The sequence below is a fragment of the Flavobacterium sp. IC2-16 genome (assembly GCF_055521455.1).
Genome location: NZ_CM145480.1, coordinates 206,732 through 228,290, shown reverse-complemented (window position 1 = coordinate 228,290; position 21,559 = coordinate 206,732). Strand labels below are relative to the sequence as shown.

General features: G+C 34.6%; 21 protein-coding genes, 1 tRNA gene and 1 pseudogene. 9 read left to right on the top strand and 14 right to left on the bottom strand.

The window, feature by feature from the left end:
- Positions 1-39 precede the first annotated feature (39 nt).
- Together ACZ1JT_RS01025 and ACZ1JT_RS01020 are read right to left on the bottom strand one after the other, a co-directional pair.
- Positions 40-1,860, bottom strand: coding sequence for a chloride channel protein (locus ACZ1JT_RS01025; RefSeq protein ID WP_465094312.1), 1,821 nt, complete (start codon positions 1,858-1,860; stop codon positions 40-42).
- A gap of 70 nt (positions 1,861-1,930) precedes the next feature.
- Positions 1,931-2,233, bottom strand: a pseudogene (locus tag ACZ1JT_RS01020) (DNA alkylation repair protein); the annotation flags it as partial.
- Between the two features lie 69 nt (positions 2,234-2,302).
- Here ACZ1JT_RS01020 and ACZ1JT_RS01015 point away from each other — a divergent pair.
- Positions 2,303-3,295 (top strand): IS30 family transposase, encoded by a 993-nt coding sequence (locus ACZ1JT_RS01015; RefSeq protein WP_465093876.1) that lies wholly within the window; start codon positions 2,303-2,305, stop codon positions 3,293-3,295.
- Between the two features lies 1 nt (position 3,296).
- Here the strand turns inward: ACZ1JT_RS01015 and ACZ1JT_RS01010 are convergent, their stop codons facing one another.
- Both ACZ1JT_RS01010 and ACZ1JT_RS01005 read right to left on the bottom strand, forming a co-directional pair.
- The gene (locus tag ACZ1JT_RS01010; protein ID WP_465094311.1) at positions 3,297-3,704 is read right to left on the bottom strand and encodes a DNA alkylation repair protein; all 408 of its coding nucleotides are present in this window, start codon (positions 3,702-3,704) and stop codon (positions 3,297-3,299) included.
- Positions 3,704-4,288, bottom strand: coding sequence for an acyl carrier protein phosphodiesterase (locus tag ACZ1JT_RS01005; RefSeq protein ID WP_465094310.1), 585 nt, complete (start codon positions 4,286-4,288; stop codon positions 3,704-3,706). The genes ACZ1JT_RS01010 and ACZ1JT_RS01005 overlap by 1 nt, the downstream gene beginning before the upstream one ends.
- Positions 4,289-4,411: 123 nt before the next feature.
- Here ACZ1JT_RS01005 and glmM point away from each other — a divergent pair, with 123 nt between their 5' ends.
- Together glmM and ACZ1JT_RS00995 are read left to right on the top strand one after the other, a co-directional pair.
- Entirely contained in the window at positions 4,412-5,800 is a 1,389-nt protein-coding gene (gene glmM / locus ACZ1JT_RS01000; RefSeq protein ID WP_465094309.1) for a phosphoglucosamine mutase, read from the top strand.
- 142 nt (positions 5,801-5,942) lie between these two features.
- A complete protein-coding gene (locus tag ACZ1JT_RS00995) occupies positions 5,943-7,433 on the top strand; it encodes an aminotransferase class V-fold PLP-dependent enzyme (RefSeq protein WP_465094308.1) in 1,491 nt (496 codons plus the stop codon).
- 15 nt (positions 7,434-7,448) lie between these two features.
- Here the strand turns inward: ACZ1JT_RS00995 and ACZ1JT_RS00990 are convergent, their stop codons facing one another.
- Complete coding sequence (locus ACZ1JT_RS00990; protein WP_465094307.1) at positions 7,449-8,330, bottom strand: lysophospholipid acyltransferase family protein; 882 nt, start codon at positions 8,328-8,330, stop codon at positions 7,449-7,451.
- A gap of 105 nt (positions 8,331-8,435) precedes the next feature.
- Between ACZ1JT_RS00990 and ACZ1JT_RS00985 the strand changes: the two genes are divergently transcribed.
- From ACZ1JT_RS00985 to ACZ1JT_RS00975, 3 genes are all read left to right on the top strand, one after another.
- A complete protein-coding gene (locus ACZ1JT_RS00985; protein ID WP_465094306.1) occupies positions 8,436-9,077 on the top strand; it encodes a rhomboid family intramembrane serine protease in 642 nt (213 codons plus the stop codon).
- 46 nt (positions 9,078-9,123) lie between these two features.
- Positions 9,124-9,819, top strand: coding sequence for an SIMPL domain-containing protein (locus ACZ1JT_RS00980; protein ID WP_465094305.1), 696 nt, complete (start codon positions 9,124-9,126; stop codon positions 9,817-9,819).
- A 168-nt stretch (positions 9,820-9,987) separates the two neighbouring features.
- On the top strand, positions 9,988-11,079 hold the full coding sequence (locus tag ACZ1JT_RS00975; RefSeq protein WP_465094304.1) for a serine hydrolase domain-containing protein: 1,092 nt from the start codon (positions 9,988-9,990) through the stop codon (positions 11,077-11,079).
- Positions 11,080-11,170: 91 nt separating this feature from the next.
- Here ACZ1JT_RS00975 and ACZ1JT_RS00970 read toward each other — a convergent pair.
- The 5 genes from ACZ1JT_RS00970 to ACZ1JT_RS00950 all read right to left on the bottom strand — a co-directional run bounded on the left by ACZ1JT_RS00970 (position 11,171) and on the right by ACZ1JT_RS00950 (position 15,586).
- A tRNA-Tyr gene (locus ACZ1JT_RS00970) sits at positions 11,171-11,252 on the bottom strand.
- Positions 11,253-11,411: 159 nt separating this feature from the next.
- Positions 11,412-12,539: a redoxin domain-containing protein gene (locus ACZ1JT_RS00965; protein WP_465094303.1), complete on the bottom strand. Its 1,128-nt coding sequence runs from the start codon at positions 12,537-12,539 to the stop codon at positions 11,412-11,414.
- A 151-nt stretch (positions 12,540-12,690) separates the two neighbouring features.
- Entirely contained in the window at positions 12,691-14,106 is a 1,416-nt protein-coding gene (locus ACZ1JT_RS00960; RefSeq protein ID WP_465094302.1) for an MBL fold metallo-hydrolase, read from the bottom strand.
- Between the two features lie 58 nt (positions 14,107-14,164).
- Positions 14,165-14,950, bottom strand: a complete 786-nt coding sequence (locus ACZ1JT_RS00955; protein ID WP_465094301.1) for a sulfite exporter TauE/SafE family protein — start codon at positions 14,948-14,950, stop codon at positions 14,165-14,167.
- On the bottom strand, positions 14,951-15,586 hold the full coding sequence (locus ACZ1JT_RS00950; RefSeq protein ID WP_465094300.1) for a Crp/Fnr family transcriptional regulator: 636 nt from the start codon (positions 15,584-15,586) through the stop codon (positions 14,951-14,953).
- A 232-nt stretch (positions 15,587-15,818) separates the two neighbouring features.
- Here ACZ1JT_RS00950 and ACZ1JT_RS00945 point away from each other — a divergent pair, with 232 nt between their 5' ends.
- The gene (locus ACZ1JT_RS00945) at positions 15,819-17,093 is read left to right on the top strand and encodes a Glu/Leu/Phe/Val family dehydrogenase (protein ID WP_465094299.1); all 1,275 of its coding nucleotides are present in this window, start codon (positions 15,819-15,821) and stop codon (positions 17,091-17,093) included.
- Between the two features lie 64 nt (positions 17,094-17,157).
- Here ACZ1JT_RS00945 and ACZ1JT_RS00940 read toward each other — a convergent pair whose 3' ends face one another.
- Together ACZ1JT_RS00940 and ACZ1JT_RS00935 are read right to left on the bottom strand one after the other, a co-directional pair.
- Complete coding sequence (locus ACZ1JT_RS00940) at positions 17,158-19,209, bottom strand: M13 family metallopeptidase (RefSeq protein ID WP_465094298.1); 2,052 nt, start codon at positions 19,207-19,209, stop codon at positions 17,158-17,160.
- Positions 19,210-19,264: 55 nt separating this feature from the next.
- Positions 19,265-19,636 carry a DUF423 domain-containing protein gene (locus ACZ1JT_RS00935; protein ID WP_465094297.1) on the bottom strand — a complete coding sequence of 124 codons (372 nt, stop codon included), beginning with the start codon at positions 19,634-19,636 and terminating at the stop codon, positions 19,265-19,267.
- Positions 19,637-19,949: 313 nt separating this feature from the next.
- On the opposite strand from ACZ1JT_RS00935, the gene ACZ1JT_RS00930 reads away from it, so the two are divergent.
- Together ACZ1JT_RS00930 and ACZ1JT_RS00925 are read left to right on the top strand one after the other, a co-directional pair.
- Positions 19,950-20,495: a hypothetical protein gene (locus tag ACZ1JT_RS00930; protein ID WP_465094296.1), complete on the top strand. Its 546-nt coding sequence runs from the start codon at positions 19,950-19,952 to the stop codon at positions 20,493-20,495.
- Positions 20,495-20,650: a hypothetical protein gene (locus ACZ1JT_RS00925; protein ID WP_465094295.1), complete on the top strand. Its 156-nt coding sequence runs from the start codon at positions 20,495-20,497 to the stop codon at positions 20,648-20,650. The genes ACZ1JT_RS00930 and ACZ1JT_RS00925 overlap by 1 nt, the downstream gene beginning before the upstream one ends.
- Before the next feature lie 34 nt (positions 20,651-20,684).
- Here ACZ1JT_RS00925 and ACZ1JT_RS00920 read toward each other — a convergent pair whose 3' ends face one another.
- Together ACZ1JT_RS00920 and ACZ1JT_RS00915 are read right to left on the bottom strand one after the other, a co-directional pair.
- The gene (locus ACZ1JT_RS00920) at positions 20,685-20,891 is read right to left on the bottom strand and encodes a helix-turn-helix domain-containing protein (protein ID WP_465094294.1); all 207 of its coding nucleotides are present in this window, start codon (positions 20,889-20,891) and stop codon (positions 20,685-20,687) included.
- A 3-nt stretch (positions 20,892-20,894) separates the two neighbouring features.
- Positions 20,895-21,431: a DUF2975 domain-containing protein gene (locus tag ACZ1JT_RS00915; RefSeq protein WP_465094293.1), complete on the bottom strand. Its 537-nt coding sequence runs from the start codon at positions 21,429-21,431 to the stop codon at positions 20,895-20,897.
- Positions 21,432-21,559 lie beyond the last annotated feature (128 nt).

Here is a 21,559-nt window from a genome sequence, read left to right as displayed (position 1 = left end):
CTAATTTTTAGGTATTCGATGCAAAAGAAAAAGCAGGAATTATTCGATACGTAATGATTTAAGTTTTTCACGATAGGTGTGAAGTACATCAATCTGCTCGATATAACCCAAACATTTTTTGTCTTTTAAAACAAATAAGATATCATCATTAGAGCTTTCAAATTTATCCATCACTGTTTCCATAAGTTCATCGTAACAAATGGTTTCTTTTGGCTGTGTCATTACATCGGTAAGCAATGAATATTTCAATTGAAAATTATTGAAAAGTATAGGCCTGATTCGATTAAAATCGATTATTCCTTCAAATTCATCGTTTTCATTTACAATGGGAAAAACAAATTGTTTGGTTTCGGATAACAGTTTAGCAACATCCTCCAATTTTGTTGTATTAGGGATACTTATGAAATCTGTTTTAATATGTTTTGACAGTTCAATTGAAGATAAAATATTTCGGTCTTTATCACTTGTAAATACCGTTCCGGTCTCGGCTAAGGCTTTGATATCCATTGAATGGCCTTCCATCTTTTTCGATATTGCAAAACTTATAGAGGAAACAATTAACAAAGGTACCATTAAACCATAACCGCCTGTGATTTCGGCAATAAGGAAAATAGAAGTTAATGGGGCGTGAAATAATCCGCTTAGTAATCCAGCCATACCCACTACCGAAAAATTGGTAATAGGAATATCTTTATCGATACCTGTAAGTTGAAAAAATTTAGCAACAAAATAACCTAAATACGAACCAACAAAAAGAGAAGGGGCAAAGTTTCCACCGTTTCCACCACTACCTAAAGTCAATCCCGTGGCAATGGATTTAATCATCATGGTTAAACCGATAAAGATTAATAAAATCCATTCGTTGGCTTTGAATTTTTCTAAGAAAGTATTGTCTAGAAGAACATTAGGTGTAGATGAAGATAGTACTTTAATGCTTTCATACCCTTCACCAAAAAGCATTGGGAAAAAGAAAATTAGTACTGCAAGCATGCTGGCTCCAACCAACGCTTTTTTGTATGTAGATGATTTGAATTTATTAAAGTAATGTTCAACCTTTCTAAAATTTCGAGCATGGTAAACAGATACCAGTCCGGATAACAATCCTAATATAATATAATACGGAATGTTGTGGTAGTCGAATGATAATTGGTTTTTAAAGGATAATAAAATATCTTCTTTTAAAAGAACCGTTGCAACCAATGAACCTGTAGCTGCAGAAATCATAATAGGAATGAATGCTGTAACACTCATATCGGCTAAAATAACTTCTATGGCAAACAAAACTCCGGCAATTGGAGCGTTAAATGCTGCAGCAATACCGGCAGCAACCCCACAAGCCAACAATAGTGTTCTGTCTTTATAGTTGAATCTATATTTTTGAGCATAATTGGAACCAAAAGCAGCACCTGTAATGGTAATGGGCGATTCTAATCCTGCCGAACCACCTAAACCAACTGTAAGTGAACTGGTAATAATTTGAGCATACATTTGCTTACGCGGCATGATTCCTGAATTTTTCGCTACAGCAATCATGATTTGTGAAGTTCCTTTTTCAATACTACCATCTAGGAATTTCTTGATAATGAATGCGGTCAAAACAATTCCGATTACAGGAAGTAAACTGTTGGAGTACGGAAGATGTAAATAACTGTCTATATAATTGGCAAAACGAAAAACCCAGTGCGCAAATGTCTTCAAAACAATTACCGCTAATGCAGATGAAATCCCAACTAAAACACAGGATAAATATAAGAATTGACGGTTATTTAAAACAGATTTTAACAGCAATAAGGTGCCTTCCAATCGCTTAAACTGTTTGCGAATGAATAATGTGATTGGAGAAACTTTCCGAGTGGGCATTATAAAGGAGTACTTTTGTATTTAAAATTCAAAAATACACCTTTTTAAACGAATAGCGAATTAAAAAAAATCATAATTTTCGCAATGCCTCTCTTTTGCTTAAGGGTTTTAGTTCGGTTTTGTTCACAAATTGAGTGACGCCATTAGGGTTAAACCGACTGTAATCACGGAGTGCCCAGCCAATTGCTTTTTGAATAAAAAATTCTGAAGAGCCAGCATGTTTCTCACAAATTGAAAATAACAATTTGGCATTAGTTTTTGCTTTGTAATCCAATTGAAATAGAATCGCCGAACGATTTAACCACATATTTTCTGAATTCGAAAATCGGTTTACCACATTAATAATTTCTTCAGGAAACTGGTTCAGATAGTTGCCTAAAAGGTATTCGCCGGTTCAATAATCTAACGCAACTTTTTAAAGAAATTTATAAGTTCGTTAATTATGAAAAAGTACAGCCGATTAACTCTCAAAGAGCGTATTGAAATTGAAAAACTATTAGCTTTAAACCTCTCCTGCCCTGCCATTGCTTTAAGGCTTGGAAGACATAAGACTTCCATCTACAGAGAAATCAAAAAGTACCAGAAAAAAACTTATCAGTCTTGGGAAGCAAACATGAATTCTTATGACCGATGCATTAATAGAAAATATGGGAAAAGTAAAATAAAACTAAACCCAGAACTTCAAAATTACATTCATGACAAACTGGCTAAGTTTTGGTCACCTGATCAAATTTCTGTAAGTTTAAAACGTTTATTTCCTAACAACAAAAACATGCAGGTAAGCCACGAAACGATCTATCTTTACATCTATCTACATTCTAAAAAAGAACTCAAAAGCACGCTCATTTCCGAGTTAAGACAAAAAAGAAAATACAGAGGAAATACCCGAAGAGGAACAGATAAAAGAACAACCATTAAAGACCCTATAAGAATCGATGAACGCCCGGAGGAAGTAATCGGAAGAGAGATTCCTGGACATTGGGAAGGAGACTTAATTTTAGGTAAAAACAGAGAATCCGCAATAGGAACTTTAGTGGAAAGATCAACCAGAGCGGTCATATTGGTACACCTAAAATCAAGAGACGCTAAATCCGTTAGAAAAGCTTTTGAAAAGGAATTTAAGCAACTCCCTACTCTAATGAAAAAATCGCTTACTTACGACAACGGAACCGAAATGGCACAACATAAATTATTTACCAAAAACACCAAAGTACAGGTATATTTCACTCATCCATACAGCCCATGGGAAAGACCTACCAATGAAAACACAAACGGCCTTTTAAGAGACTATTTCCCAAAAGGAACAGATTTATCAACCGTAACAAAAAAACGCCTCAAACAAGTTCAAAATGAACTCAACGAAAGACCCAGAAAGGTACTCGACTATCAAACTCCAAAAGAAGTTTTTGATTCTATGATTTTAGAAATTATGTAATCTAAAAAAAGATATATTTGTGATACTCTAGCGTTGCGCTAGAAATTTGAAACCGCCATTTAGCAATTGTATCTACACTATCCCACCATGAATGGGTAACGATTACCATTTCAATGAGTTTAATGTCTTCTTTTTTGTAGTTTTTCTTGAGTTCTTTAATCAGAATCTCAATAGCACAATAATGAAATTCACGTTCTTTTTTTCCAAACAGTTGTTTTGCAATAACACGTGCATTTTCATTTATTTCTGTTTTGTGATTATTCCATATTGCTTTGAATAAATCGCGCCTAGGTGTAGTTTTGATGCCTAAAAAAGGAAAATTGTTTTTCATGTAGGCTTCCATAGGAGCAGCTAATTCTGTGGAAGCGTTCTTGTAAAAAGCGTTTTCAAGTTCGGTAACAAAGTTCATTACAAAATGGCAAGTTTTTGTTGGGCATGTGCACGTAATTCTTCAAAAAAAGTGGTAAATTCTTCTTCAAATTCAGTATAAAATTCTTTTAATTCCTGAACAGAATTTTGCATATGTGAACGATTTTTAGTGCGGTGATCCATCTGAAATAAAATTTTTCCAATACCCTCAACGGTAGCATACGAAACCAACCAATTTCTACCAATCATATAAGGCATCATGCTCTTGGTTTTCGGCGAAAGCCAGTCGTAATTTTTTTGTAATGATTGATAAAACCTATCTGCATAATGTTCTAATGTTTCTGCAGAATAATTTGACCAATTTTTAGCTAAAAAGTGATCATAAAATATATCCATGATAACACCGGAATAATGACCGTATTTTTCATGTAAACGATGCTTACTTTGCCTGAAAATGGGGTGGGCGTCCGTAAAAGTATCTATAGCTCGATGCAATAAAATTCCTTTTTGAACATCTATCGGGAATTGCTCATAGTCATGACCGCGAATACCATCGGCCATAAAATTGCCAATTTTTATCAGGTCGTTTTCTCCGGAAAGATAGATGTGTGCTAAAAAGTTCATAGGACCAATTTAATAATTTTAAATGATGAAATTTAAATTTTAAATGATTTTCTCAAAACCACAATTCGTTATATTTGTGACTCATTTATAATTTAAAATTCAAAATTTAGAATAAATCATATTATGACATTAATAAAATCAATTTCTGGAATTCGTGGTACAATTGGCGGAAAAGTTGGGGATAATCTAACTCCGGTTGATGCCGTGAAATTCGCTTCGGCTTACGGAACATTTTTAAAGCAAAACATTAAAAAAGATAAGTTAACGGTTGTTATTGGTAGGGATGCAAGAATATCTGGTCCAATGATTCATAATCTAGTTGTTAATACCTTGATAGGGTTAGGAATTGATGTAATCGATTTAGGGTTGTCGACCACACCAACCGTTGAAGTGGCAGTTCCTTTGGAAAAAGCCGATGGTGGAATTATTTTGACAGCATCCCACAATCCGAAGCAATGGAACGCTTTAAAATTGCTAAATGCAAAAGGTGAATTTTTGAGCGGAGCTGATGGTGCTAAAATTCTTGAAATTGCCGAAGCAGAAGCTTTCGATTTTTCCGATGTAGATAATTTGGGAACGATTACCGAAAACGAGGCATACATGGATATTCACATCGACGAAGTGTTGAATTTACCTTTGGTTGATGCAGATGCAGTGGCTAAACGAAAGTTTAAAGTGGTTGTAGATGGTGTAAATTCATCGGGAGGTATCATTATTCCTAAGTTATTAGAACAAATGGGAGTTGAAGTGGTGAAGTTGTATTGTGAACCGAATGGACATTTTCCACACAATCCAGAACCTTTAAAAGAACATTTAGGAGATATTTGTAAATTGGTTGTAGAAGAGAAAGCCGATTTCGGAATTGTAGTAGATCCAGATGTAGATCGTTTGGCATTTATTTCTAATGATGGAGAAATGTTCGGTGAAGAATATACTTTGGTAGCTGTTGCCGATTATGTGTTGAGTAAAACTCCAGGAAATACGGTTTCCAACATGTCATCATCTAGAGCTTTGCGTGATATTACCGAAAAACACAACGGAAGTTATCAGGCAAGTGCAGTAGGAGAAGTGAATGTCGTAGAATTGATGAAAGCTACAAATGCTATCATTGGTGGCGAAGGAAACGGTGGAATCATTTATCCGGAAATCCATTATGGTCGTGATGCATTAGTTGGAGTAGCGTTGTTTTTAACACATTTAGCAAATCAAACGCAAACCGTAGCCCAAATGAGAGCCGCTTATCCGCAGTATTTCATGAGTAAGAATAAAATAGAGCTTACGCCTCAAATAGATGTGGATAATGTGATGAAAGAAATAGCAGTGAAATATGCTTCGGAAAATTTATCAACTATTGATGGTGTTAAAATTGACTTTCCAACAGAATGGGTTCATCTGCGAAAATCGAATACCGAACCAATCATCCGTATTTACACAGAAGCACCAACGCAAAATGCGGCCGATGTTTTAGCGGAACGTTTTGTGAGTGAGCTGAAACAAATAGCTGGAATATAATAGAAAACCCTGAGTAACACTCAGGGTTTTTTAATGAAAATGCTGCCGTTTGTTAAAAATCAACCAAAGGTGTTTAAAATCAATAGAATCAAAGAATCAAATTTCCAAAAAACTGTATCTTTGAACTCAAATGCAAAATGAAATGACTACAACTGAAAAAACCACACAACTGGAACAGTATTTTCAGCAGTTTAGAGAGAATATTATCGGAATAAATCAGGAATTCCAATCACCGTTTGGGACTCAAAAAATAATTTATACCGATTGGACGGCTTCAGGGCGTTTGTATCGACCTATTGAAGAGAAGTTAATCAACGAATTCGGACCTTTTGTTGCCAATACACATACCGAAACTACGGTTTCTGGTACAGCTATGACAATGGCATATCACGAAGCGCGTCACATCATCAAAAAACACGTGAACAGTAATGCTGATGATGTTTTAATTGTTGACGGTACGGGTATGACTGGCGTAGTCAATAAATTTCAGCGTATACTAGGACTTAAAGTTCCTGAAAATCTTCAAAAATATACTCAAATACCCGATGAGAAAAAGCCTGTGGTTTTTATTTCTCACATGGAGCATCACTCCAATCAAACATCATGGTTGGAAACTATCGCAAAAGTTGAAGTAATCCCAGCTTGTGAAAAAGGGTTGATTTGTTTGAATAGCTTCAAAGCATTGTTGGAGCAATATAAAGATAGAACTTTAAAAATCGCCTCAATTACAGGATGTTCTAACGTAACAGGAATTCGAACACCGTATCACGAAGTAGCCAAATTGGTGCATCAGTACAACGGAGTTTGTTTTGTGGATTTTGCTTGTTCAGCGCCATATATTCAAATTGATATGCATCCTGCCGATAACCCTGAAGGATATCTGGATGCGATTTTCTTTTCACCACATAAATTCTTAGGTGGACCTGGTACTTCGGGTGTACTTATCTTTAATAAAAAACTATATAAAAATATGGTTCCGGATCATCCAGGTGGAGGAACTGTAAGTTGGACAAATCCTTGGGGAGAGCACAAGTATTTAGATAATATTGAAGAGCGCGAAGATGGTGGTACTCCTGGGTTTCTTCAGGTTATTAAAACAGCTTTAGCGATTCAGTTAAAAGAAAAAATGGGAGTGGCTAATATTTTAAAAAGGGAGCATGAAATTGTTGCCTATGTTTTTGAACAACTAAAAGCGATTCCTAATTTAAATATTTTAGCAGGTCAACACGAAGAACGTTTGGGTGTAATTTCATTTTACATTGATAATCTTCATTTTAATTTAGGTGTGAAATTACTAAATGATCGTTTTGGAATTCAAACCCGTGGAGGTTGTAGTTGTGCGGGGACTTATGGGCATTATTTATTACATGTAGACCAAGAACAATCACATTATTTAACCGATAAGATTACGGCGGGTGATTTAATTGAAAAACCGGGATGGATTCGTATGTCAATTCATCCAACAACCACTTCTGCAGAAATTGAATATGTTTGTAATAGCATAAAGGCATTAGCAGAAAATCACGAAGTATGGGCTAAAGAATATGAGTACAATAAAAACTCTAATGAATTTGTTCATAAACACGCCTTAAATAAAGAAAAAGAAATGGTAAACAATTGGTTTAAATTATAAAGAAAAAGCTCAGTATTACTGAGCTTTTTCTTTTCTGTGTTTCCAACGTTTGTGTGTCCAAAAATAATATTCCGGCGCTTCATAGATTTGTTTTTCTACTTCTTTTATGAACCTGCGACTAATTTCATGTTCGGGTAATGAAGCTGCATTATCACTTATAGGTATAAAAGTAGCATTATAATGACCTCTTTTTACTTTAGCAACTTTCATGTATAAAACATTCATGTCAAGGTTTTTAGCAAGATTTTCACCTCCTACATGAATAGGAACAGTATAGCCCATAAAAGTATCCCAATAATTTGTGCGGTTAGGCACAGGGTTTTGGTCACTAATAAAACCGTAAACACCCAATATTCCTTTTTCCTGATTTTTAGTTACCGTTTTAACCGTTGTTTTGGTGTCAATTAAAGTAGCATCAAATTTGGAGCGTATATCTTTTACAAGCTTATCAAAATAGGGGTTTTTGATTTTTTTATAGATACCAAATCCTTTAAAAGTAGTATAAGTACCTAATGTTGTAGACCATTCCCAACTGGCATAATGCGCATAAAAAAGAATGATACTTTTGTTTTTCTTTTCGTATTCGTGAAACAATTCAATATTTGAAAATGTAAAACGTTTTTGCATCTCTTTTTTAGAGATGGTCATCGATTTAATCATCTCCAGAAACATATCACACATATGGTGGTAAAACTTTCGTTCTACTTCTAATTGCTCGGCTTTTGAAAGATGAGGAAGTGTAAGTTGAATGTTTTGTCGAACTACTTTTTTACGATATCCTATTACGCGGTACAGTAAAAAGCAGATACAGTCGGATAAAAAATAAAACAAGGGAAATGGTAGAATGGAAACCAACAATAAAATGGGGTATACCAATAAATATATGATAAACTGCATTCGTTTAATTTTTTACAAATATACTTTTTAAACCTATTATTCTTTCATTAAATTAACATTCTGTAAAGAAACATTGGTTATTTTTACAAGAAGAAAATTCAAACCATGAATCCAGTTTTATTAATTCTAATAGCTATTACGGGCATTGTAAGTTACAAAGGTTTTACCGACCTGTCATTTTTTAAAAAATATGAGTTTCATGTAGGAAGCATACGAAGCGGAGAACATATACGTATGATTACTTCTGGATTTTTACACGCTGATTTTGGACATTTGTTCTTTAACATGTTTACGTTGTATTTTTTTGCCCCGGTGGTTATTGATTATTTGGGCGAGATTCATTTTTTAATAATTTACTTCGGAAGTTTAATTTGCGGGAGTCTTCTGAGTTTGTATTTTCATAAAAACGAATATTATTACTCAGCCATTGGAGCCTCTGGAGCAGTTACAGGCGTATTGTATTCAGCGATATTGTTAGAGCCGAATATGAGTCTGTATTTGTTTTTTATTCCAATTCCAATTCCGGCTTATCTTTTTGGTATTGGGTATTTGCTGTATTCTATATACGGAATGAAATCACGAACCGACAATATAGGACATTCGGCACATTTTGGAGGCGCTGTTGGAGGATATATTATAACCTTGTCGCAAGTGCCTTCAATGTTTCAAGACAATACAGAAATGGTTGTATTGTTATTTATTCCCATTGTAGCTTTGTTTCTGTTACATAAAAGCGGTAAGCTATAGTTTGGCATATTGTTTGACTTACAAATTGCAACAAAAAAATAATAGTATGAAAAAAGTATTTTTAACTCTAATGCTTGTTTTTGCCATGACAACATTTGCACAAGAACAAAAAAACACACAAGTTCCTCAAATTTCAGTAACAGGTGAAGGAAAAGTAAAAACCGTTCCAGATATTGCCGTTATTCGATTAGGTGTTCAAAATTCGGGAAAAGAGGCTGCCGAAGTAAAAAAACAAAACGATATTGCTATAGAAAAAGTTCTGAAATACATAAAAAAGTTTGGAATAGCAGCGTCAGATTATCAAACTACCCAAATGAATTTGTTTAAAAATTACGATTATCAAACCAAGAAATATTCGTACCAAGCTAATCAAACGATTACTGTAACGTTAAAGAATATTTCAAAATATAACGAATTCATGATGGATGTTACCGATACAGGTGTTAATGCTATTAACGATGTAGAATTCAGATCATCTAAAATGGTAGAATTGGAAAGTGAAGCGCGAAAAAAAGCAATGCAAAATGCCAAGAAAAAAGCAGAAGATTATGTTTCGGTATTAAACCAGAAAGTTGGTAAAGCACTTTTAATTTCAGATAATACCCAAGTGTATATTCCGCAGCCAATGTATAAAGGAGCCGCTATGGCAATGGCAGAAGATGCTTCAATGCCTAGAGAAACTCTTGCTGTTGGTGAAATTGAAATTACAGCTACCGTGCAAGTGAGTTTTATTTTGGATTAATTCATAAATAATAAATTAAAAAAGCCTGAACAATGTTCAGGTTTTTTTAAATACCTTCAAGAACAATATTGATACATCAATTATATTTGTATTCAAAATAATTGTGCTAAGTTTATGTAATTACTTATTGATAATATTGTAAACAATTATCGTTATAAATAGATATAAATGAAACGAAGCTTTTTAATTATTCTATTCGTTTTAAGTTGGAGTTTTATTTGGGGGCAAAGAACAATTCAATACGCAGACTCCATTCACAAAGCTTTTAACATACCTGAGATTAATTACGCAGTAATTGATGGTAAAACTATTTTTGAAATTGCATCAGTAGGGAAGCATTCTGTCAATCTGCCAGATTCTGCTACTTTGAACGATAGATTTCATATTGGCTCGAATACTAAAGCATTAACAGCTTTTATTATTGCTAAGTATGTAGAAAGAGGAAAATTGAAATGGACTTCAAAATTTTTCGATTTGTTTCCTGAATGGAAAGAATCTTCGAGGCCAGAATACGCAGACATAACATTACATGATTTATTATGTCATAAAGCTGGAATTCAGCCTTTTCAAGGTATAGAAGGTGATGATCCAATTATTCCAAATTTTAAAGGAACAAATCAACAAAAAAGAATCCAGTTTAGTCATTTTGTCTTAACCTTAGAGCGTTTGCAACTCGATGAACAAAATCCATTTATTTATTCTAATGCTGGTTATACTTTGGCTGCGTTAATGGTGGAAAAAGTAACGGGAAAAAGTTGGGAAAAACTAGTTGAAAAAGTATTTAATAAAGATTTGAAGTTACATGTAAAATTTTCTTGGCCGGAAAATCAAAAACAAAAAGATACTTGGGGTCATAGTACTGAAAATGGTAGATTAATACCTATTCCTTCTACTTTTGATTATCATCTAGATTATACTGAACCTGCAGGCGATTTGAATATTTCATTGAAAGATTATATTAAATTTATTCAGCTAAATCTGCAAGGACTTGAGGGACAAAATAATTATTTAAAATCCGAAACATACAATTTTATTCATAAAGGAAGTAGCAATTATTCTATGGGTTGGTTTAATATTTTCGAAAACGGTAAAGAGCTTTCTGTACATTCCGGTACAGGTGCAGAAACGTATTTTACAATTGTACATATTGATAGAATTAGTCTTAAAGCATATATTATTTTTACTAATGCATTCAATTCAGACATACAGCAAGGAGTCAGACTTTTAATGCGAAAACTTAAAGAAAATTACGGCAGTTAATTTGACAGCTTTTTATTTTAGAAAAAAAATAAATAGAAAGAGTATAAAAACAAAAAAGCAAGCTTATTTAGCTTGCTTTTTTATTTATTTGTGGGGAGAGCAGGATTCGAACCTGCGAAGACTTAGTCAGCAGATTTACAGTCTGCCCTCGTTGGCCGCTTGAGTATCTCCCCAACGCAAATCAGTATTGCGGTTGCAAATATAGAACTGTTTTTTCAGTATGCAAATTTAAAATAAAGATAATTGATAACTTTTTTTTAATGCATTGTATTTGAATTATATAAAAAAATCTCCCGAAGGAGATTTTAGTATAAAATAGCGTAAAGCGAGCCTTATTTAGCTAATAATTCGGCTACTTTAGCTTTCAATTCTTCTCCTCTAAGGTCTGTTGCAACAATTTTTCCAGTTGAATCCAAAAGGAATGTAGCAGGAATTGACTTAACATTATATTGTTTTGCAATAGGCTCATCCCAGAATTTTAAATTCGAAACATGTGTCCAAGTCAAATTGTCTTTAGCAATTGCTTCTTTCCACTTATCAGCGTTTTTATCTAATGAAACACCAATAATGTTTAAACCTTTCGCATGAAACTCATTATAAAGTGCTACAACATTTGGATTTTCTGCGCGACAAGGACGACACCATGAAGCCCAGAAATCAACGATAGTTACTTTACCTAAAGATTCTTTTAAAGAAATGGTTTTTCCATCTGGAGATTGTGCAGAAAAAGCTGGTGCTTCTTTACCTATTTCAACAGCTCCTAAAGCTTTTAGATATTCTTCTACACGAATTCCGCTTTTAGATTTTTTAATGTCTGATGATAAAGTATTGAAAAACTTCTGGATTTTTGCATTATCCATAGTTTGTCTGTTCATAAAGTTTTCTAACAATAATATAGACAAGAACGCTTGCGGATTTTTTTCGATGAATGATTCAGAAACTTTGTCCATTTCGGTTTGGAAAGTTCTGTTTTCTTTTTGTAAAGCATTGACAGTAATAGTATCGTTAGCTTTACTTGCTGCAACAAACTTGTCTTGATTTGCTTTTTGAAAAGCTACCATACGTTTGAAAATCGGACTAGTCTCGTCGTTATAACCTTGAAATTTATCGTTGTTACTTGTACCACCAATTCTAGACTTTTGAATAGTGTCTTTATCTACTGTAACAGTAATTTCGCCATTTTCAAGAATAAAAGGTACCATACCAGATCTCATACCCTCGATCATAATAAATCCAATTTCCGGTCCGTCGGTGTATTTACCTTCTAGTACAAATTTTCCATTTTCTACTTTAGCGGTATCTTTAGGCAACATACCCATTTCGTTTTGTACTTGTAAAATAGCCATTTTGCCATTTTCAATTCCTGTAGCAGTACCTTTAATTAGATATTCGTCTTTAGCAACTTTACTACAAGAAACAAAAGCAAATACTGCAGATAATAATAAAAATTTAGTATTCATTTTTTGAAATTTGTTTTTTTAATTTGTTTTCGATGCAAAAGTATTTAAAAAATAGTATCAATAATCATTTCCGTTTGCCAAATTTTTGTTAGGATGCGGAATAAAAAAAATCAGGACAAAGCCTGATTTTATATAAGTTAAATTGATTTAATTACTTTAAAGTTGATGGACAAACAAAGTTGGTCAATGCAACGCCAGCATTTCGAATCCCTGCAATTCCTTTTTCTACATTAATCATGTTATGATATCCTCTGGCTTTTAAAATAGAAGCCATAATTACCGAACGATATCCACCAGCACAATGCAAATAGAAATCACCATTTGTTGGTACTTCAGCCAATTGACTATTAACAAAGTCTAACGGAATGTTTATTGCGTTTTCAACATGTTCTGCACTATATTCCCCGGGTTTTCTAGAATCAATAACAGGAAGTTTGGTAGTGTCTTTTTCGTTGGCAAATTGCTCCGGTGATATGGAAACAATACTGTCGGTTTCGAAACCGGCGTTTTCCCATGCTGTTACACCACCATTTAAATACCCTAAACAATTATCAAACCCAACACGAGCTAATCTTGTTATAGTTTCTTCTTCACGGCCTTCTGGAGTAATTAATAAAATAGGCTGTTTAACATCCATGATTAAAGCTCCAACCCAAGGGGCGAAATTACCATCTAAACCAATAAATATCGATCCAGGAATGTGTTCTTTCACAAAAGCATCTTGGTTTCTAACATCTAAAATCAAAGCTTCTGTTTGGTTGGCAACAGCTTCAAATGCAGCAGGCTCTAAAGCAGTGTTTGCTTTATTCATAACCATTTCTAAGCTATCATAACCCTGAATGTTCATCAAAACATTTTGAGGAAAATATGCAGGAGGAGCTCCAAGACCGTCTAACAATTCGGCAATAAACTCTTCTTTAGTCATATCTGCACGAAGGGCGTAGTTGTTTTTCTTTTGATTCCCTAATGTATCGGTAGTTTCTTTACTCATGTTTTTACCACAAGCACTTCCAGCACCATGATTAGGATAAACAATTAAATCGTCCGAAAGCGGCATGATTTTGTTGCGTAACGAGTCGAATAACATACCAGCCAATTTTTCCTGTGTTAAATCGGTTACAAGTTTTTGTGCTAAGTCAGGTCGTCCAACATCACCAATAAATAAAGTATCCCCTGTAATAATCCCGTGCTCTTTTCCGTTTTCGTCAATTACAAGATAAGTTGTGCTTTCAAGCGTATGTCCAGGAGTGTGAATAGCTTTAATGGTTACATCGCCAATTTTAAATTCTTGGTTGTCTTCAGCAATTATTGCATCAAAATTGGGTTTTGCGGTTTGCCCGTACACAATTTTAGCTCCGGTTTTTTGTGCTAAATCCAAATGTCCCGAAACGAAATCTGCGTGAAAATGCGTTTCAAAAATATATTTAATGGTAGCATTATCTTTTGCTGCTTTGTCTATATAAGGTTGAACTTCGCGAAGCGGATCGAAAATAGCGGCTTCACCATTGTTTTCAATATAATATGCTGCGTGTGCAATACAACCGGTATAAATCTGTTCAATTTTCATAGTATTTATTTTTTTTTGTAAAAGTATTTTATTTCCAAGTATTGGAATGTGACAAAAGTCACAAACCAAAAATCTCTTTAATTAAAATAAAAACCGACATTAAAAGTACAAAGAAACCAAAACCTTTTTTAAGTTGGGCATCATTTAGGAACTTATTAAGATAAATGCCGATAAAAATTCCAATTACCGAAATAGAGGTAAAGACCAATAAAAAGGACCAATCTATCGTTAAATTTTGTAAATCCCCTAAAAAACCAATAAGCGAATTTAAGGTGATAATTAATAAAGATGTTGCTACTGCTTTTTTCATTGGAAGCTTTGCAAAAAACACCAACGAAGGAATAATTAAAAATCCGCCACCGGCTCCAATAAGACCGATTAAAACCCCTACCATAATAGTTTGAAAGTAGAATGTTAGTAATGATTTTTCGGAATCGTCAACAATCTCTTTCTTTTTTCGCAACATAGAAAAAGCAGCTAAAAGCATGATAATCCCAAAAAGTACCATTAAGAAAAACTCTTTGGTGATTTCAAACTCAAAAACCGAAAAGAAAACATCGGGTAGGGCAGGAACGATATAACGTCTGGTAAGATAAACCGCAGTAAACGAAGGTATAGCAAAAGCAATTCCTTTTTTTAACGCTACTAAGCCCTTAAAATAATTTTGAGTTGCTCCAAAAGCCGAAGTAGTACCTACAATAAAAAGGGAATATGCTGTTGCAGTAACAGGGTTGTAACCTAAAACATATACCAGTAACGGAACGGTTAAAATCGAACCACCGCCACCGGTAAGTCCTAAAATAAGTCCGATGCATAAAGCGCCAATGTATCCAAAAATTTCCATTTAGAATTCTAGAATTTCGATTTTGTTTCGGTTTAATTTTATTTTCCCTTCTAGTTCCAAACTCTTTAATAAACGGGAAATAACCACTCTCGACGTATGCATATCGGTAGCAATTTCTTGGTGGGTATTGGCAATTTCGGTCGAACCTAAAACTTTAGCCTTATCGGTTAAATATTTGTACAAACGTTCATCCATTTTCATGAAAGCCAGTGTGTCAATGGCTTCGAGCATTTCCATTAAACGGATGTTGTAACTTTCAAAAACAAAATTGCGCCACGATTTATAGGTAATAAGCCATTCTTCCATTTTAGCAATCGGAATCATGAGCAATTCGCCTTCCGTTTCTGCAATAGCGGTTATTTTACTTTTATTTTTTCCAAGGCAACAACTTAGCGTCATAGCGCAAGTATCACCTTTTTCCAAGAAATAAAGCAACAATTCATCGCCGTTTTCATCTTCACGTAAAATTTTGATAGCCCCATGGAGTAAAATGGGCATAAATTGCATTTGTTGTCCAACCTCAATAAGAATTTCATCGGGACTAAACTTTTTATAAACTCCTACAGCTACCATTTCGGTTAACAATTCTTCTTCAAATAAATAACCGTAAGATTCCCGTAATAATTGCTCTTGCATCTATTTGTAATTTTTAAACAAAGGTATTATTTATAAAAGCTCGCAGCGTAACTTTTGTTACTTAAGCACAGTAATATACAAAGTATTTCTAAAGGTTTGTTAAAATGTTTATTTGGGTGTTATTTTTATTTGAAAAATGATTTTGAGTATAGTAAAAAACCATATATTTGCTTGCTTTTTTTGAAAGCAAAAAGAACAAACAAACAAAATTTAAGTTGTAAATAATCAGAGTATGGCAACAGCAACAAAGCCTCAGCCTAGCATGTACGAGAACGTAAAAAATCAGTTCGACAAAGCAGCTAAAGTAATGGGATTAGACGAAACCGTTAAAAAAATCCTATCATCAACCAATAATGAAATTGTAGTACATTTTCCAGTAAAAATGGATAACGGGACTGTAGAAGTTTTCACAGGATACCGTGTACAACATAACAATGCCTTAGGACCTTACAAAGGAGGTTTACGTTACCACCCAACTGTAGATATCGATGCTGCTAGAGCATTAGCTACTTGGATGACTTGGAAAACATCGTTAGCGGGATTACCGTACGGTGGTGGAAAAGGAGGAATTCAATTGGATCCTAAAAAATATTCTCAAGGAGAATTAGAAAGAATTACACGTCGTTTTACATATGCTTTAGGTGATAATATCGGTCCGGAATATGATATTCCAGCTCCAGATGTTAACACAAATGCACAAATGATGGCTTGGATTGCAGATACATACATGTCTACAAAAGCACCAGCAGAGCGTTCTAAAAACCAACACGTTGTTACTGGTAAACCAGTTGGATCAGGAGGTTTAGAAGGTCGTGACCGTGCAACAGGATTTGGAGTAGTAGCTACTTTAGAGTCTTGGGCAAAATTAAGAAACACAACTTTAGAAGGTAAAACATATATTGTTCAAGGTTTTGGTAACGTAGGATATTGGGCTGCTCACTTCATGAACAAAAACGGAGCTATTTTAGTTGGAGTTCAAGATGCAACAGGAACAATTTATAACCCAGAAGGAATCGATCCAGAAGCGTTATTACGTTTTCAAGCAGACAACGGAACTATTTCTGGTTTCAAAAACTCACAAGATTATATTTCAGCTAATTTCTTCGATATCGATTGTGATATTGTTGTTCCAGCTGCTTTAGGAAACCAAATTACTGCTGATAATGCAGATACAGTTAAAGCTAAAGTAATTGCAGAAGGAGCTAATGGTCCTATCGATACTGAAGGTGAAGCTATCTTATTGAAAAAAGGTGTAGAAATTATTCCTGATATTTTATGTAATTCAGGGGGTGTAATCGGTTCATACTTTGAGTGGTTACAAAACCGTAACGGTGAAATCTGGACTATGGATGATGTAATCATCAAGTTAAGAAAGAAAGTAGAAGACGCTTTCAACCGTGTTGTAATTACAGGAGGTCAATACAAAACCGATTGGAGAACAGCTGCTTACATTCAAGCATTAGTTCGTATCGAAATGGCATACAAACAAAGAGGTATCTTCCCTTAATAGATACTTTATCAATAAAAAAAACCGCTCAATCGAGCGGTTTTTTTATGGTATATCTTTACGGTTACCAGATTTTAACACGTTTGTTTTCCGGTAAAAACATTTTACTGCTTTCGGTTACACCAAACGTTTTATAAAACTCAGGCATATTGCTTAATGGACCGTTAATGCGCCATTGCGCTGGAGCATGTACATCGGTCATGATTTGATTAGCCATAGCTTCATTCTTCATGTTTACCATCCAAGCATAACCATACCCTAAAAAGAAACGCTGATCGGGTGTTAAACCACTAATTTTTTGTTGCTTTTTGTATTGTTCTGTTTTCTTGAATGCTTCATACCCCATAACAATGCCACCTAAATCGGCAATATTTTCACCTTGAGTAGCATCACCGTTTAAATGCTTGTTTCCTAAAACCGTATAGTTGTTAAACTGTTCTACGATAAGTTTGGTTTTTTCCTGGAATTTTTTCAAATCTTCGGCAGTCCACCAATTATTTAAGTTACCGTTTTCGTCGTATTGCGCACCTTGGTCATCAAAACCATGAGTAATTTCATGTCCAAATGTAGAACCACCAATAATACCATACAAAATGGCATCGTCTGGCATACGACCTTCAAATCCTGGAACAATAATATTACAAGCCGGCACAACAATTTCATTATTGCTTGGGTTGTAGTACGCATTATAAGTTTGTGGATACATACCCCATTCGGTACGATCTACCGGTTTCCCAAATTTGTTAACCATATAATTATGATTCCAGATATTAGTGCGTATCACATTGGCACAATACGAACTACGATCTATAGTAAGATTACTCATGTCTTTCCATTTGTCAGGATAGCCCACTTTCATAACAATTTTACTCAATTTGCTTAAGGCTTTTTGTTTCGTTGCCTCGCTCATCCAGTCAAGCTTTTTAATTCGTTCGGCATATACATCACGAATGTTGTTTCCTATTTCTAACAGTTTTTCTTTAGAACCTTTCGGAAGGTATTCAGCAACGTAAATCTGACCAATTAGTTCCCCTAAAGCACCGTCAGTTTGTTCAACTACACGTTTCCAACGCGGTTTTTGTTCTTTAACACCATTCATAACTGTGCTAAAGAAATAAAAGTTTTGCTGATCTATAGCTTTAGGAAGGTAAGACGCATACGCATCAACCAAATGCCATTTTAAATATACTTTCCAGTTATCAATGCTATAGGTTTTAACAGCAGCATTTAAAGCCTTAAAAAACTCTGGTTGCCCAACAATAACTTCGTTTGCATTTTGAACCCCCATGGCTTGAAAAACCGATTGCCAGTTTACTGCAGGAGCAATAGCATTCAATTCGGAAACCTTCATTTTGTTGTAATTGCGAATTGGATCACGTAGCTCTTCCAACTTACGAGAAGCTTTTGCCAATTCGGTTTCCATTTTCATGATTAATTGCGCATTGGTCATAGCTGTTGCAGCATCTTGACCTGTAAGCTTTTGCATAGCTTCCAAATGCTTAACATATTCATTTCTAATGTTTGTAGTTTCTGCATCGGTATTAAAGTAATAATCACGATTACCCATACCCAAACCACCTTGCATCAAGAAAATGGCGTATTGCGTACTTATTTTATCATCTTGACCAACATAAAAACCAAAAGCAGGACCAGAACCTTGTGTTTGTAAGTACCCAATGGTAGTCATTAACGACGGAATATCTTTAATGGCATCAATGGCTTTCATTTGTGCTGAAAGAGGCGATAAACCCGCTTTTTCAATTCCGGCTTCATCCATACCGGCAGCGTAGAAATCTCCAATTTTTTGTTTGTTGCTCCCTTTTTCGGCGTGAGTGTCTTCCGACGCTTTAATACAAATCTGCTTGATTTGCGAATTGATAGTGTCGGCAATGGTTCTAAAAATTCCATTGCTTCGTTCTGAGTTCGGAATCGGATTGTCTTTAAACCACTGACCGTTGGCATAATGGAAAAAATCATCAGCCGCATTTACCGTAGTATCGCGGTGTGTAATTAAAGGATCGGGCAATTCGGTTTCCGCAATTTGATTGTCTTTTTTACAACCTACTAAAACCGTAGCCGACAAGCACAGCGAAAGTGCAAGTGTATTTGTTTTCATATTTAGTTTTTAGGTAATTAAATTTAATGCAATAAGTAGCAAAATACGAAATTTGTTACAAACTGATGAGTAACAAGAACCAGCCCGTAACCAATAACAAACCGCCTAATGGGGTAATAGGACCTAAAAAGCGCCATTTGTTACCGTTCATAGAGGTTAAACATAAGCCGTAAATGCTAAACGAAAAGAGGAAAGTTCCAATAACCATGCAATATACCACGGCATTATGCACGCTATCATTAAAAGGTAAAAGTAAACCTACCAGTAATAAAGCTAGGGCATGATACATTTGGTATTTCACTCCTGTTTCAAAGCTAGCCAGTAATTCGGGTTCCATTCTTTTTTTTAAAGCATGGGCTCCAAAAGCACCAAAAACTACCGCCAATCCACCGTAAAGAGCCCCAACAGTAAGTGCAATCTCTTTCATTTAAAATGTTTTTTTTCAAAGATAATTATTTAAGTTTAAGCTAAGTTTAAATGAGGTATTAACTACTACACTTTTCGACCTAAGAACGTGGAGCCGTTAAGAAAAATTATGAGTAATTCCGTTAAAAATTATTTTCTGTTTGAGCAGAGCGAGTTTAAATAATTTAGGGATTGCTCTTATTTTTTAGGCGAAGCGTTCTAGTCTTGATCTTTTGTTTCTTTTGTATCAAGACAAAAGAAAATAAAGTAATTTTGAAAATTATAAAACAATATAACAATCCATACCAAAATAAAGCCGAGTAATAAAAGCAACTATGCTAAAAACATACAACAAACATAACTTCCACAAACACACTTTTTGCGTATTTACCGAAGTCGCACCAGCAGCAGTAAGCACGTTAAAAGCCAATCATACCAGTAAGTCGGGGAGTACCTATTATTTTACCGAAAGCGGTGTGTATCGGGTTTCCAATCATTGGGGACGAGCCGCAAATTGCAGATGGCGCTTGGAGTCAGATAGTGAAATTGTGAACCAACATGTAAAAATAGGCTATGCCAATTGGACCGACTTTTACCCCAACAACGAGCAAGAGAATTTATTTTATATCGATGTAAATTGGACCACGCAATCCGTAACCTTTCAACACAAACAAAACCCGAAGTACAACGGTATGGCTCAGTTGCGCAATGCATCAGAAACTGCTAAAGTAATCCGAACAATTAATGAAGTTTTACAAACCGAGGGTTGGGCCAAATATTTAAGTTACAAATCGTTAAACGATTTGCGTAAAGAAGTGGTAACCCAATTAGTAACAACCAACGCCACGTTTATGGCTATAAAAAGAAAGTACACCACATAATGGGACGACGTAACGAAACCAACCGCTTGGCACACAAAAAGAAAGTGGATCAAAAAAAGAATAAATCCAAAGAAGCAGAACAACTTCGAAAGGAGAAGCTAAAAGCCATAGCACGACAATTCAATAAAAATAACTACAACAACGAAGAGGCATAACCATTACCCCTTCGTTGCTGTAGGGTGAGCTAACTTAATCCGGACGAAACTCCAATATATCAGCCGGTTGGCAATCCAAAGCCTTGCAAATAGCTTCCAACGTACTAAACCGAATGGCTTTCGCTTTCCCGGTTTTTAAAATCGATAAGTTAGAAAGCGTTAAATCGACTTTTTCCGAAAGTTCGTTTAATGACATTTTTCGTTTTGCCATCATAACATCTAAGTTTACAATTATAGCCATGGTTTATATGGTTAATTCGTTTTCGTTTTGCAATTCAATTCCTTTGGCAAAAATTACCGCAATAATATAAATTACCGCCGCCATTAAAATAAAAGCCTGACTGTCTTCCCAAAAAGAGTTTAAATGGTCTAAAGCATAACCACGGTTCACTAAGTTTTTACAGCATTGTCGGGCAATATAGCTTATTAAACCTATCGAAAACGTGTAGTAGCTTATTTTTAAGATTTTTTTCGAAACGAAATCATTAAAAGGTTTTGTCAAATCAATTTTATGCATCAATACCACAACAGTGTAAAACAGTAAAGCTTTTAAAAAAGCAAGCACAAGTACAAACGAATACATCTGAAAAAAAGCCGCTTTACTATAGGAGTACAATTCCCTTAAATCTAATTTCTGATATAAATTTTGTACCATGTCTGGTTTAGACAAACTGAAAATAAAATTTACCAGTAAAGCACCCGCTTCAATGCATAAGCCTACAAAAATAATCCAAGCTACAATATGTAACCCTTTAAATACGATGTTGTTTTTTTTCGACATGAGTATGAATGTTTTTTTTAGTTTAACGATACAAATTTATTGAAAAACAATAAATAAACAATGTTTTTAAATAAATATTTTTTGTTTTTGGTTAAATATTAATTGAATTACATTGTAAGAACAAGGTT

Coding starts and splice junctions, on each gene's coding strand:
- ACZ1JT_RS01025 (WP_465094312.1), bottom strand. CDS start 1,860: ATGCCCACTCGGAAAGTTTCTCCAATCACATTATTCATTCGCAAACAG.
- ACZ1JT_RS01015 (WP_465093876.1), top strand. CDS start 2,303: ATGAAAAAGTACAGCCGATTAACTCTCAAAGAGCGTATTGAAATTGAA.
- ACZ1JT_RS01010 (WP_465094311.1), bottom strand. CDS start 3,704: ATGAACTTTGTTACCGAACTTGAAAACGCTTTTTACAAGAACGCTTCC.
- ACZ1JT_RS01005 (WP_465094310.1), bottom strand. CDS start 4,288: ATGAACTTTTTAGCACACATCTATCTTTCCGGAGAAAACGACCTGATA.
- glmM (WP_465094309.1), top strand. CDS start 4,412: ATGACATTAATAAAATCAATTTCTGGAATTCGTGGTACAATTGGCGGA.
- ACZ1JT_RS00995 (WP_465094308.1), top strand. CDS start 5,943: ATGACTACAACTGAAAAAACCACACAACTGGAACAGTATTTTCAGCAG.
- ACZ1JT_RS00990 (WP_465094307.1), bottom strand. CDS start 8,330: ATGCAGTTTATCATATATTTATTGGTATACCCCATTTTATTGTTGGTT.
- ACZ1JT_RS00985 (WP_465094306.1), top strand. CDS start 8,436: ATGAATCCAGTTTTATTAATTCTAATAGCTATTACGGGCATTGTAAGT.
- ACZ1JT_RS00980 (WP_465094305.1), top strand. CDS start 9,124: ATGAAAAAAGTATTTTTAACTCTAATGCTTGTTTTTGCCATGACAACA.
- ACZ1JT_RS00975 (WP_465094304.1), top strand. CDS start 9,988: ATGAAACGAAGCTTTTTAATTATTCTATTCGTTTTAAGTTGGAGTTTT.
- ACZ1JT_RS00965 (WP_465094303.1), bottom strand. CDS start 12,539: ATGAATACTAAATTTTTATTATTATCTGCAGTATTTGCTTTTGTTTCT.
- ACZ1JT_RS00960 (WP_465094302.1), bottom strand. CDS start 14,106: ATGAAAATTGAACAGATTTATACCGGTTGTATTGCACACGCAGCATAT.
- ACZ1JT_RS00955 (WP_465094301.1), bottom strand. CDS start 14,950: ATGGAAATTTTTGGATACATTGGCGCTTTATGCATCGGACTTATTTTA.
- ACZ1JT_RS00950 (WP_465094300.1), bottom strand. CDS start 15,586: ATGCAAGAGCAATTATTACGGGAATCTTACGGTTATTTATTTGAAGAA.
- ACZ1JT_RS00945 (WP_465094299.1), top strand. CDS start 15,819: ATGGCAACAGCAACAAAGCCTCAGCCTAGCATGTACGAGAACGTAAAA.
- ACZ1JT_RS00940 (WP_465094298.1), bottom strand. CDS start 19,209: ATGAAAACAAATACACTTGCACTTTCGCTGTGCTTGTCGGCTACGGTT.
- ACZ1JT_RS00935 (WP_465094297.1), bottom strand. CDS start 19,636: ATGAAAGAGATTGCACTTACTGTTGGGGCTCTTTACGGTGGATTGGCG.
- ACZ1JT_RS00930 (WP_465094296.1), top strand. CDS start 19,950: ATGCTAAAAACATACAACAAACATAACTTCCACAAACACACTTTTTGC.
- ACZ1JT_RS00925 (WP_465094295.1), top strand. CDS start 20,495: ATGGGACGACGTAACGAAACCAACCGCTTGGCACACAAAAAGAAAGTG.
- ACZ1JT_RS00920 (WP_465094294.1), bottom strand. CDS start 20,891: ATGGCTATAATTGTAAACTTAGATGTTATGATGGCAAAACGAAAAATG.
- ACZ1JT_RS00915 (WP_465094293.1), bottom strand. CDS start 21,431: ATGTCGAAAAAAAACAACATCGTATTTAAAGGGTTACATATTGTAGCT.